Genomic DNA, 12,543 nt, shown 5'->3' with positions numbered 1-12,543 from the left:
AAAGGTACTTGAAATATCTTGTTGAAATTATGCAGGAAAGAAAATCTAATTCAGGAAGAACCCTCTCTTGCTTATAGACATTAATATTTAATCGTTTTATTAAAAAAAGTTTGCCAGGTATGCCAGTAAACCTGCTGCGATGAAACGGTAAGTAACTGATAACTCTTAAAAGAGCCACTAACACATTTACCATTCCAATCCCACAAAGAATTAGTTTTTGTGTCTGTTAATTGTCGATCGCTTATGGTAAACGTTAATGGTTCTCCATTTATAGTCCGATTCCAGCTATGAAAAGATTCATTATCGTTTTCAATTGCAAGAAGAATTGGCTTTTTTCCAATTACCTCGTTTATAACCCTGGACTTTTGCAACTCATGCCAGGAGAAATATTTATCAATTCCATCATCACTAATGTTAATTACCCATGAATTGTCGGTAAGCTTGCCTCCATCGTTGATTTCGTTAGCTGACGTCTGAAAATTAATGTCATAATTTTTTAACTTATCGTATCTTGATTGATACTTTGGATCAGGCTGAAGTATTAAAGAATTAGGATGCCGCTCAAGCCAGCTTTTTAACGTGACCTGTTCACTGTAAATTACTGGAAGTATCGTTCCCTTTTCAGGTCCTGCGCCTGCAACACCATCTGCCTGGTACCACCAGGATTTTGTTTTAGCATCTTCAATTATTGCATTCCACTTGCCCATTCCAACCAGTCTCCATGGCAAATTTTCATTCACTCCCGGATCGTAGACTTCTCCGGAACGGCACATCGTACAATAGGTAACCAATACAGGTTTGCCGCCTACGGTATCCTGAATTTTATGATGGTAGCCTACTACAATTAATGGATAGGCCTTTGCTTTACCGTTTATTTCTACACCTAAAACCATCCGGTCAACAGGAAATCTATTCTGATCTTTTGATAGAAATGTTTTTACAGAGGGTTCATAGAAAATCCTGTCAGCACGGAAATGAAAACCCACTAAATACACAAAAGTCAATGCTACGATAAGGAAACCACCGTATGTAAATTTTGCTGTAATACTTTTCGCTGAAAAGGTCTTTTGAAGAAAAGGAATGATAAGAAAAAAACCGATTGTACGGGTAAGCCATAAAATTTTATCCAGGTAATAAGCTGTTTCCAGGCCATTAATATTTTGACTGCCCGGCATGGGCATAAGCAGATAAAATGTTAACGCATCCGGAATGATGAGCAACATCATGCCCAGAATATAAAATTTATAGTTAGCTAACTTTTTCATAAGAAATCAGAGCTGCGAAAGTAAAGTATAGCCATGATGCGGAGGTAGTATCATTAGATTTTCTGGTATGCAGGATGAAATTGCAACAATGTCTGCCGCAAATAATCACGATCAAGGTGGGTATAAATCTCGGTCGTAGTGATAGATTCATGGCCAAGCATTTCCTGAACAGCCCGAAGATCCGCCCCGCCTTCAATTAAGTGGGTGGCGAATGAATGACGAAAGGTGTGCGGGCTGATCTTTTTCTTTAATCCGGCCTTTTCTGCAATTGACTTAATAAACATAAATACATAAACCCTGGTAAGTGCGCTACCGCGGCGGTTAAGAAATAAAGTATCATCAAATCTTTTTTTTACTTGCATATGATTTCTAACTCCTTCTATATAAAAGTTAATGTGCTTGATTGCTGATAGACCAATAGGTATTAATCTTTCTTTGTTTCCTTTACCTACCACCTTTATAAATTCCACATCTGTATAAAGATTAGAAATGTGCAAATTGATTAACTCACTTACCCTTAACCCACATCCATACAATACTTCCAGAATGGCTCTGTTTCGAATTCCTTCCTGCGTACTGTGGTCAATTGCATTTAGTAACGCTTCTATCTCAGGGTTATTTAATACATCGGGCAGCTTTCTCTGAAGCTTAGGGCCTTGAATTAACACAGTGGGATCCTGCTGCACCAAACTTTCCATCAGCAAATATTTATAAAAAGCCCTGATGCCGGAAAGTATTCTTGCCTGAGACTGACCACTTAATTTCAGTTCATTGATAAATGCTATAAATCGCTGTAAATCCTCATGAGAAACATTTTCAGGTGTAATTAGAGATTCTTTCAATTCCAGAAACCTTCTCAATAAATCTGCGTCTCTTATATATGCTTCAATGGTATTATTTGACAGTGAACGCTCCAACTGTAAATAAGACTTAAAACCTTTGATAGTACTTAGCCATTCCATATATCTATACTTACATCTTATTACAAATGATTCCATGAAATACGGTAATCGGCAACAATCTATACCATTACTAAATGGGCTTTTTATTAACTTGCTTTTTAGAAATGTCCAATTGCTTTATACAATGAAAATTCTAATTATTAATGGCCCAAATTTAAATTTAATAGGGACCCGGGAGCCGGAAATTTATGGAAGTAAAACTTTTAAGGATTACCTGGAAGAATTAAAAGCAAAACTTTCCGAACACGCAATTGACTATTTTCAAAGTAATGTAGAGGGTGAAATTATTAATGAATTGCACCGTGGCGGGTTTTCTTATGATGGAATTATATTAAATGCCGGGGGATACACCCATACATCCGTTGCCATTTCTGATGCGGTAAGCTCCATTAAATCTCCGGTTATAGAGATACATATTTCCAATCCGGCAGCAAGAGAACCCTTCCGGCATACATCATTACTTTCTGGAAAATGTAAAGGACTGATTGCAGGATTCGGCTTAAAGGGATACGAGTTGGCAATAAGGAGCATGGAAATCTAAATCAAGCACATACCTGCTCATGCATATACTCCTGTTTTTTAAATGCTGACAGCGGCATCATTATTCTTAATGCCAGGGTATTCTCTGAGCGCCATAGCCAGGCAATCAAAGGCTTTTTCCATTTCGTAATTATTCAGCACATATGCAATACGTACCTCATCTAACCCCAGGCCTTTTGTTGCATAAAACCCTGTCGCAGGAGCTAACATTACCGTTTGGTTTTCATACGAAAATGATTCAAGAAGCCATTGACAAAATTTATCGCTATTGTCTATAGGAAGACGGGCAATAGTATAAAATGCTCCGCCTGGATTTGGACATAATACACCAGGAATTTCATTCATTTTTTCCACCATCATATTTCTGCGACTAATATATTCTGCCATCACGCCGTTGAAATATTCTTCTTTTACCTGAAGAGCAGCTTCAGCCGCAATTTGTCCAAAGGTGGGAGGGCTCAATCTGGCCTGTGCAAACTTTAATACCGTTTCGTTTACTTTTTTATTTCTCGTAATTAAACAACCTACGCGCGCTCCACACATGCTGAACCGCTTTGAAACAGAATCAATAACAATTACATGTTCCTCAATACCCGGAATATTCAGTACAGAAAAATGTTTTTTACCGTCATAGCAAAAATCACGATACACTTCATCGGCAAATAAAAAAAGATCATGTACTAATACAATATCCTTTAAATGTTCAAGCTCCTCTTTGGAATACAAATATCCCGTAGGATTATTAGGATTGCAAATGAGGATGGCTTTGGTTTTAGGCGTTATTAACTTTTCGAATTCTGATATAGAAGGTAATGCAAAACCATTTTCAATGTAGGAAGTAATTGGTTTTATAACTGCGCCTGTTGCACAGGCAAAACCATTATAGTTGGCATATAATGGTTCCGGAATAATTATTTCATCGCCCTCATCCAGAGTTGCCATTAATCCGAATGTAATTGCTTCTGACCCGCCAGTAGTAATGAGCACATCATGCATAGACAGATCAATATTGTATTTTTTGTAAGAGGCGGCAAGTTTAATACGATAGCTTTCAATACCTGCACTATGGCTATATTCCAAAACTTTAAAATCAATGTTATGTATTGCGTTGAATACTTCGGGAGGCGTTTCAATATCTGGCTGGCCTATATTGAGATGATAAACTTTCTTGCCTTGCTGCTTTGCCTTTTCAGCATAAGGTACTAGACGGCGTATAGGAGAGGCAGGCATGATGCGCCCCTTTTGCGAGATATATGGCACAACACAAACGTAAAATTTTTTTCACTACCGGCAAAGGAGTTAGGCCTTAAAAGCGTTCTTTTAAGAATAATTATTTACCATTTTGAGAAGGCTAATTCTCTTTTTCTTTTACTTGTATAAAAAAAGAAAGCTCCGGGTTCCCCAGAGCTTTCGAAAAAAAATAAAATATTAATTATTGTTAGGCGTGCTGAGTATATTAGGTGGTTTGTCGGGTGTGGTTTGTTCTGTCTGATCCTGAACTACACCTTTGATATAAAGAACCTTGCTTGCGCTCTTGGCATTGGAAGTAATGGTTACTGATTTATTGAATCCACCCGGGTGAGCCGCATTATATTGTACCTGTATTGTAGAAGTTTTCCCTGGAAGAATAGGCTCTTTAGGCCATTTAGGAGTAGTGCAACCGCATGAAGCCTGTACATTACTGATTACAATGGGTTCCTTTCCTGTATTGTTAAAGGTAAACTCGTGGGTTACCGGAGTTCCTTTTCCAATATTCCCAAAATCAAAAGTTTCTTCTTTAAATGAGAAATCACCTGCATTAGGGTTGTCCGCCGGTGTTGCGCTGGGTGCATTGCCAGGGACTGTATTAGCTGCCGGTGTTGTAGCAGTTTGGGAAAAACTTTTTAAGGCAATAAGACTTAAAAAGGCAATCGAAAATATTAATTTTTTCATGTTTGATTATATTTTTTCTAAAAATAGATTTACTTATGATTATAATGAAAAGCGTCTGATCATTTTAACAAATTTTTAGAGCTTTTAACAACAATTAAACATTTAATTATTGTTTTGGGTTCTCTTCACCATTAGGGTTTGCTTTGGCTATAACATTTCCTTTGATATAAATGTATTTAGCATTTCCAGTGTTTGACAATAAAGTAACAGTTTTCATAAATGTGCCATCCTTTGCCGCATTAAAAGTCACTGAAACAGTTCCCGTCTTTCCGGGTGCTACCGGTTCTTTCGTCCATGAGGGTGTAGTACAGCCGCACGAAGCAGTTGCCTGGCTAAGGATGAGCGGGGACTTACCCGTGTTGGTATAGGTAAAAATGTGTGTTACAGGGGTGCCCTGGGGTAAACTTCCGAAGTCAAAGGTTTCCTCATTAAATTTGAAAACGGGAGCGTTGGCATCTGCCTGTTTGGCAGGTTCAGCAGTCTGAGTTTGCGCAAACGCTAATGCAGGTAGAAGAAAAATAAAAATCAAATATTTTTTCATGGTCGGTTTAGTTATTTGTTAAAGCTATTAAAACAATATCATTATTCAAAAGAAGTACCAATTACAAATACCATATTCCAGGAGTATATATTGCTTTCATCAACCAATTGTACCCTTTCCAATTAAGAAGAACAGTTAAGTTCCAAAGCAGTTTTACTATTTTTGAAAAAAATAAAATATGTCGGGATCGAAGATGCAAATAGACTCTTCTGCCGGTGAAGGTCCATTAACGTTTGATGAGTTCAAGGCTCAGGTAATTACAGATTACAAACTTGCAGTCATGAGCCGTGAAGCGAGTTTGATCGGAAGAAAAGAAGTGCTACGCGGTAAAGCAAAATTTGGCATTTTTGGGGATGGGAAAGAAGTAGCACAAATTGCTCTTGCCAAAACCTTTCAAAAGGGAGATTTTCGCTCTGGCTATTATCGGGATCAGACATTTGCTTTTGCTGCTGAAATGTGCACCATCCGCCAATTTTTTTCTCAATTATATGCAGATACCAATCTGGAGCACGAGCCTATGAGCGGAGGCAGATCCATGAATGGACATTATGTTACGCGAATGCTTGATGAAAAGGGAGAATGGAAAAATTTAATGGAATATAAGAATTCTTCGGCTGACACCTCTCCTACTGCATCTCAAATGCCCCGGGCATTAGGCCTTGCCCTTGCATCAAAAAAATTCCGCGAATGCGAATGGCTCAAGCCTTACAGCCAATTTTCAAACAATGGAAATGAAGTGGTCTTTACTACCATTGGTGATGCTTCCACCTCGGAAGGTCTTTTTTGGGAAACATTTAATGCTGCAGGTGTTCTGAAAATACCACTTGCCATTTCGGTATGGGATGATGGCTATGGCATTTCTGTTCCAATTAGCTACCAGACTACCAAGCAAAGTATCTCTGAAATTGTTACAGGATTTCAAACGGATGAGAACGGAAACGGTATTGATGTTTATATTGTCAATGGCTGGGATTACCCCGCCCTTATGGAAACCTATGAAAGGGGTATAGCAAAGGTGCGCAAAACACAAATTCCGGCTTTATTTCATATTAAAGAACTTACACAGCCACAAGGCCACTCTACTTCCGGCTCCCATGAACGATATAAAAGCAAGGAACGATTGGAATGGGAAAAGGAATTTGATTGTAACAAAAAGATGCGTGAGTGGATGCTCAAATTTGCAATCGCTACGGATGAGGAATTAAATGATCTTGAAAGGGATGCCAAAGAATACGTACAGCAGGAGCGGAAAGCAGCCTGGGATCAGTTTAATTCGCCAATCAAACAAAATATTGCGGAGCTGGTGATGTTGCTTGATGAGGCAGGCAACCTAAGTTCACATTCGGAGGAAGTAGCGACCATCAAAAAAAATCTGCTGGATATAATGGATCCTGTAAAAAAAGATTTGCTGGTTGCTGCAAAAAATTCGCTGATCGCATTAAGAAATAATAAAAATCAGGTGTATGATAAATTAATATCCTGGAGCCAACAATACCTCGACACCAACCATCAGGTTTATACCTCGCACCTCTATAGTCAGTCTGCTAAATCTGCGTTAAATATTACAGAAATAAAGCCTGTTTATGATAGGGAGCCCCTATTGATTAATGGATTTGAAGTTTTAAATCACTGCTTTGATGCAGCATTTGCAAGAGAACCGTTACTGTTTGCCTTTGGTGAAGATCTTGGATACATCGGAGACGTGAACCAGGCATTTTCCGGGTTACAGTTAAAATATGGTATTGAAAGGATTTTTGACACAGGAATTCGGGAGACTACTATTGTCGGACAAGGAATTGGAATGGCGATGAGGGGGTTGCGCCCTATTGCCGAAATTCAATACCTTGATTATCTGTTATTTGCATTGCAGACAATGAGTGATGACCTTGCTTCGCTTCTGTGGCGGACCCGTGGCGGACAGAAAGCACCACTTATTATCCGTACCAGAGGTCATCGTCTCGAAGGTATCTGGCATTCCGGATCTCCAATGGGAATGATCCTCAATGCAATTCGTGGCATCTATCTATTAGTGCCCCGTAACATGACACAGGCCGCTGGATTTTATAATACCATGCTTAAAAGCGATGATCCGGCTTTAATTATTGAATGCCTGAATGGATACAGGCTGAAAGAGAGATTGCCGTCTAATATTGGGGAATTCACAGTACCACTGGGGGTACCTGAAATTCTGCATGAAGGAAATGATATTACCGTTGTAACCTACGGTTCCTGCTGTCGCATTGCAACAGAAGCTATGGCCAAACTACAGAATCTCAGTATCTCTGTAGAGCTAATTGATGTACAAACATTGCTTCCATTTGATATTCCTCATATAATAGGTAAGTCTGTAAAAAAGACAAACCGAATTTTATTTCTGGATGAGGATGTGCCCGGTGGAGCAAGTGCCTATATGTACCAGCAGGTAATGGAGCAGCAAAACATATGGCAATGGCTCGATGCAGCTCCGGTTACTTTAACTGCTCAGGCAAATCGCCCTGCATATGCTACTGATGGCGATTACTTTTGCAAACCGAATCCCGAGGATGTGTTTGAAGCAATTTATAAGGTCATGAATGAATCGGATCCAAAGACCTTTCCTAAAATTTTTTAATCAGTAACCCATTAAGCTACCGCGGAGATGCAATGGACTGCTACTTTTCTGTAAGCGCCTGCTTTGGCTTCAGAGAAAAATTGTAGGCTGCATGCAAGCCAATAGTCATATTATGTGGGCGGGCGAATCCTAAATCAGGTATGGCAGCCTTATTATAAATAATGCTTCCATAGGATGCATGGGCGCCAAGGCTAAAAAATGTTGACCTCTTGCTTATAAAATCATATTCAATTCCTGCTACAATTGCATATTCATTTTTGCGGAAGATATTATCCTCACCTTGGCTTTGGCTCATATTTATGTCGGAAGACAGGAGTCTTCCATATTGAACCCCTATGGAATAATTTACCACAACAGGCGCCTGATTGATGTGGGACCAGTGTGGCACTTTAAATTTTGCTACTACCGGTACCTGCATGTATTTGAAGGAAAAAGATTTTTGATCATCGCCTACCGTGCGAATATTTATTTTCTGGTACTTATACTTTTGGCCTTGAGTGGAGAGTATTATCCAGGCAGTTGCCAATCCAAACTTATTTGAAAAATTGTAACCTGCAATTACTGAATATGCGGTACCTATAGTTGCACGGTAGGTAAAATTGTTACTTAGAATAGCTGAGTGATCCAGAATCCATGTGTTATTCAATGCAGCACCAAACCCTCCATACCAACCCTTAAGATCTGGTTGCCATTGTTCTTCATGCACCGGTTTTTCTACAGATGAAAATCGATATATGCTTAAATCACTTAGTCGCCTTTTAACAGTAAGAGCTACATTTTTGAAAGGCATCACAGCGACTTGCTGTGTCTCATCAAAAAATGGAGTTGCCATTATGTCTGAAATAGTTGCATCAGTATAAATGGCATTTTCATTTCTGGAACCCACACTACCAGGAACATCGATGGTGGGAAAAGAACTAACAGTCGAAGAATTCACTAATGAAGGGACTGCTTTGTCAACTGATAAGCTTGCTGATAAAATTACGGGATCTTTATCTTTCTTAAAAGTGCCGGGTTGTTTTTTTGATAAACTTAAAAGTGAGCCTATAGTATTGTGGGCTGTTTTTAAAGTAAGACTTTTTACGTCTTCTGAATTATTTCCGGGTATGGAAAGAATAGACCGGGCCTCGGTTACAGAAACTGTTTTACCCTTTTCATTTATAGCGGTCCACACACCGGAAGCAGATATGAATACTAATACCGCAACAAAAGCAATGCGACGTATGGTGATCTTATTTTTTTTCTGCTCATTAATATTTGAATAAAGGCGTGTCCAGATTTTTCCCACGGGATAAACCTTGTGTTCAGCCAGCGCTTCCCTGAATTTTTCATCAATAATATGTCTATCAGAGGATAGCGGCATATTTATTAATTTTTTGAGAATTTAATACCATTTTTTGCAACAGGTACCGGGCCCTTGCCAGCTGCGATTTAGAAGTACCTACATTTATTCCAAGCATGTCAGCGATTTCCTGATGGGTAAATCCCTCTATTGCGTAAAGGTTAAACACAGTTCTGTATCCGGGCGAGAGATAGTGGATCATTTTTAATAAATCCGCCGCAGATAAATGATGAAAGTCATCTTGCTGCACCAAATCATTTTTCATATCCTCTACTTCCATCATATGTCCTGTTACTACATTTTTGCGATATCCTTCAATTGCAGTATTAATAAAAATCCTTTTCATCCAACCCTCAAATGACCCGTCACCTCTAAACTTTTGAAGGTTCCCGAAAGCCCTTATAAACCCTTCCTGCAACATATCTTCAGCCTGATGATAATCATTGGCGTACCGAAGGCAGATTGTAAACATTTTTGGAGCAAAAGCTCTATAAAATTCCTCCTGCATCCGTCGATCGCCCTTGATGCAACCACTGACTAATGTGTCTTCCAGAATTTTATCTTTTCCCCAAAGTTTCATCGGGATAGTTTAATGACTTAAAAGTATAAAGAAAAGTTGCATTTGGGAAAAATGTTATTATTGATATCAAGTAATTCTTATTTGTATGAATAGACTTAACCATTCAGTTTTAAAAAATGTTTCATAGCTGAAATTGCCTTTGCCCTGTGGCTTAATGCATTCTTTTCTGCAAGTGACATTTCTGCAAATGTCATATTCATTCCTTCAGGAATAAAAACCGGATCATATCCAAATCCGGAATTACCCTGATTAGCTTCTATAATTCTTCCGTTTATAATCCCTTCGAAAAAATGTTTTTGACTTTCTTTAATAAGACATATCACAGTTCTGAACCTTGCATTCCGGTTTTGCATTCCGTGCATCTTCCTTAATAGCAATTGTATATTGTCTTCTGATTTTTTTTTCTCACCAGCGTAGCGGGCGGAGAAAACACCAGGTTCATTATTCAAAGCTTCCACTTCCAAACCAGTATCCTCCGAGAAACAATCGGCCATAAATCTTTTAAATATGAATTCCGCTTTTTCAAAGGCATTCTCCTTTAATGTAACATGTGTTTCAGGTAGCTCTTCAAAAAAATGTAAATCTTTTAGGGAAACCAGTTTTACAGTATTCCCAATAGCTTGCTGTACTTCATTAAACTTATGCTGATTTTGAGTCGCAAAAATCAATTTCACATTTTCTTGTCTTTCTGCCGTTTGAACATTGAAGCGACACTCCCGTTAAAGAATTCATTTTTTAAAGTTTCATTTTCCTTTATTGTCGTCAGAGAAGATGTAAAAATAAACCCACAGTTTAAGAAGTATTGTAGCCGGTTATTTACAGATTCTATCTGCAAACCAATATCAGCCGGCAAAACGTTAAAGCCAATTACATTTTCAGCCCTTATTTTCCTGTGTAATTCTATAAAAAGAATATTGCTTAATAAAAGATTTATTACAACCACATCCGATGCAGAAAGGCCAATCCATAAAATCATTTTTCTAATCATGGATATTTCTTCATCCGTTGGTTTTTCCTCTTTGCTTTTTATCAATATAACCAATTTACAAGCTGTTACTTCCTGTCCTTCCTCATTATAAAAATTTATTAAATTCTGTTGTTCACTATAAGAATATATCTCTTTTTGAAAGAGATTTTCGAGCGTCCTGTAATTTACTTCGCTATTCATATATGAATTAATTCTAACAAAACCTGCAGCATAACCTGTAAATAAGCTAATAAGAGTATAAATATTGTTTTCATGGATGTGAAATATCTTTTTTGTAATGGTATTTGATAAAAATACACTTCCGTGTTCCCTGGAAAAATTTATTCGACAAATGATTTTTAAAGACATTTGCCTGACTTAAAATTATATGTTGATGACGAGATTTAATTTCTGACATTAATTTATTTCAAATTGAATCTTATAAAGAAAAGCTTTCAGTTTAAAGAATATGCTTTACACTTAATCAATGCCAAAAGTATTCATTCTATTCACTCCCCTTTTGTTTTCGATTTTGTTAAGAACGTATTGTATGATTACCGGAATTTTTATGTTTATAACGAAATTGAAAGGTTAAGAAAAGAGCTCCTTGCCTTCAGCCAAAAAATCAGCATTGAACCTCCTGAATTCCACACACCATATACAAATAACATCACAAAAAGCATTGCAGAGATCATTAAGGCATCTGCCAAACCACCCCGACAAGCGCAGCTACTATTTCGTATTGCTAACCACTACGGTTGTAAGAAAATGCTGGAGCTTGGAACCTCCTTTGGATTTACTTCCTGCTATCTAAGTGGCGCTGGTAAAGAATCGTATGTAATTACTTTGGAAGGGAATAAAGCAGTATGTGCATTTGCTCAGAAAAATTTTACAAGACTGAATCGGAAAAATATTGAATTGATTTGCGGTGCATTTAATGAAACCCTGAAAGGTGCTTTGCAAAAACTAAACCTGGTAGATTTGATTTTTTTTGATGGAGACCATCGTAAAAGCTTAACAATAGATTACTTCGTCGAATCACTGCCTTACCTCCACGAAAATTCCATTTTAATTTTTGATGATATCCACTGGTCTAAAGGGATGAATGAGGCCTGGGAAATTATCAAATCATATGAGCGGGTAACCTTAACAATTGACTTGTATTACTTCGGAATTGTTTTTTTCAGAAAGGCTCTATCAAAGCAACATTATATTATAAAAATATGATCCGAAAGATGAGCTTTTGAGAACAGCAAAAAAAAATTTAAGATCAATCCTTATTTATAAACGCCTTTAACTCCGCCGCATCGCCGGCTTTCATTTTTCCACCCAGGATTAACCGCACCTGTCTACGCCTGAGTGCCCCTTCATACAATCTTTTTTCATCATCTGTTTCAGGATGGATTTCAGCAATAGGAATTGGCTGCCCCCGCTCATCAAGCGCTACGAAGGTAAAGTATGCTTCATTGCATTTTCTTTTTACATCAGTCTGGACATTTTCACTCCATACTTCAATAAACACTTCCATTGACGTTCGAAAAGTACGGGTCACCTTTGATTTGATCGTTACAAAACTCCCCATCTCAATAGCGTTTTTAAATGAAACGCCATCTACTGAAACGGTAACTACTAAGGCTTTACTAAGTCTTGCTGCACTTATTGCGGAGCAATTGTCCATCCAATATAATAAAATACCTCCATGAAGATTACCAAGTGGATTGGCATCATTAGGCTGCACTACCTGCGTCATGATTGTTTCTGTCTGTGAGGGAGTAAAGTCTTTGTTCATACTGTAAGCACACA

13 protein-coding genes are annotated in these 12,543 nt (G+C 38.0%); 3 read left to right on the top strand and 10 right to left on the bottom strand.

Translation table 11 applies throughout. The features are described from left to right. Positions 1-80: 80 nt before the first annotated feature. A complete protein-coding gene (locus tag H0W62_06645) occupies positions 81-1,265 on the bottom strand; it encodes a DUF3179 domain-containing protein (GenBank protein MBA3648217.1) in 1,185 nt (394 codons plus the stop codon). Between the two features lie 53 nt (positions 1,266-1,318). Next, a complete protein-coding gene (gene xerD / locus H0W62_06640; protein MBA3648216.1) occupies positions 1,319-2,227 on the bottom strand; it encodes a site-specific tyrosine recombinase XerD in 909 nt (302 codons plus the stop codon). A gap of 124 nt (positions 2,228-2,351) precedes the next feature. Between xerD and aroQ the strand changes: the two genes are divergently transcribed. Further along, a complete protein-coding gene (gene aroQ / locus H0W62_06635) occupies positions 2,352-2,768 on the top strand; it encodes a type II 3-dehydroquinate dehydratase (GenBank protein ID MBA3648215.1) in 417 nt (138 codons plus the stop codon). A 38-nt stretch (positions 2,769-2,806) separates the two neighbouring features. Here aroQ and H0W62_06630 read toward each other — a convergent pair whose 3' ends face one another. The 3 genes from H0W62_06630 to H0W62_06620 form a co-directional block, all read right to left on the bottom strand. After that, entirely contained in the window at positions 2,807-4,027 is a 1,221-nt protein-coding gene (locus tag H0W62_06630; GenBank protein ID MBA3648214.1) for a pyridoxal phosphate-dependent aminotransferase, read from the bottom strand. 168 nt (positions 4,028-4,195) lie between these two features. Continuing rightward, entirely contained in the window at positions 4,196-4,699 is a 504-nt protein-coding gene (locus H0W62_06625; protein ID MBA3648213.1) for a DUF1573 domain-containing protein, read from the bottom strand. 106 nt (positions 4,700-4,805) lie between these two features. Then, positions 4,806-5,240: a DUF1573 domain-containing protein gene (locus H0W62_06620; protein MBA3648212.1), complete on the bottom strand. Its 435-nt coding sequence runs from the start codon at positions 5,238-5,240 to the stop codon at positions 4,806-4,808. 193 nt (positions 5,241-5,433) lie between these two features. On the opposite strand from H0W62_06620, the gene H0W62_06615 reads away from it, so the two are divergent. Continuing rightward, a complete protein-coding gene (locus tag H0W62_06615) occupies positions 5,434-7,851 on the top strand; it encodes a transketolase (GenBank protein ID MBA3648211.1) in 2,418 nt (805 codons plus the stop codon). A 40-nt stretch (positions 7,852-7,891) separates the two neighbouring features. On the opposite strand, the gene H0W62_06610 is transcribed toward H0W62_06615, so the two are convergent. The 4 genes from H0W62_06610 to H0W62_06595 all read right to left on the bottom strand — a co-directional run bounded on the left by H0W62_06610 (position 7,892) and on the right by H0W62_06595 (position 11,109). Further along, a complete protein-coding gene (locus H0W62_06610) occupies positions 7,892-9,214 on the bottom strand; it encodes a hypothetical protein (GenBank protein MBA3648210.1) in 1,323 nt (440 codons plus the stop codon). Continuing rightward, on the bottom strand, positions 9,198-9,773 hold the full coding sequence (locus tag H0W62_06605) for a sigma-70 family RNA polymerase sigma factor (protein MBA3648209.1): 576 nt from the start codon (positions 9,771-9,773) through the stop codon (positions 9,198-9,200). Before H0W62_06605 ends, H0W62_06610 begins: the two co-directional genes overlap by 17 nt. Positions 9,774-9,868: 95 nt before the next feature. Further along, on the bottom strand, positions 9,869-10,447 hold the full coding sequence (gene rdgB, locus H0W62_06600) for an RdgB/HAM1 family non-canonical purine NTP pyrophosphatase (GenBank protein ID MBA3648208.1): 579 nt from the start codon (positions 10,445-10,447) through the stop codon (positions 9,869-9,871). After that, positions 10,444-11,109 (bottom strand): hypothetical protein, encoded by a 666-nt coding sequence (locus tag H0W62_06595; protein MBA3648207.1) that lies wholly within the window; start codon positions 11,107-11,109, stop codon positions 10,444-10,446. The genes rdgB and H0W62_06595 overlap by 4 nt, the downstream gene beginning before the upstream one ends. 63 nt (positions 11,110-11,172) lie before the next feature. Here H0W62_06595 and H0W62_06590 point away from each other — a divergent pair, with 63 nt between their 5' ends. Beyond that, positions 11,173-11,967: a class I SAM-dependent methyltransferase gene (locus H0W62_06590; GenBank protein ID MBA3648206.1), complete on the top strand. Its 795-nt coding sequence runs from the start codon at positions 11,173-11,175 to the stop codon at positions 11,965-11,967. A gap of 43 nt (positions 11,968-12,010) precedes the next feature. On the opposite strand, the gene H0W62_06585 is transcribed toward H0W62_06590, so the two are convergent. Continuing rightward, a complete protein-coding gene (locus H0W62_06585) occupies positions 12,011-12,529 on the bottom strand; it encodes an acyl-CoA thioesterase (protein ID MBA3648205.1) in 519 nt (172 codons plus the stop codon). Between the last annotated feature and the right edge of the window lie 14 nt (positions 12,530-12,543).

The sequence above is a fragment of the Chitinophagales bacterium genome, from assembly GCA_013816805.1.
GTDB lineage: Bacteria > Bacteroidota > Bacteroidia > Chitinophagales > UBA10324 > MGR-bin340.
The sequence above is the reverse complement of the archived record's forward strand: the minus strand, read 5'-3'. Positions and strand labels throughout refer to the sequence as shown.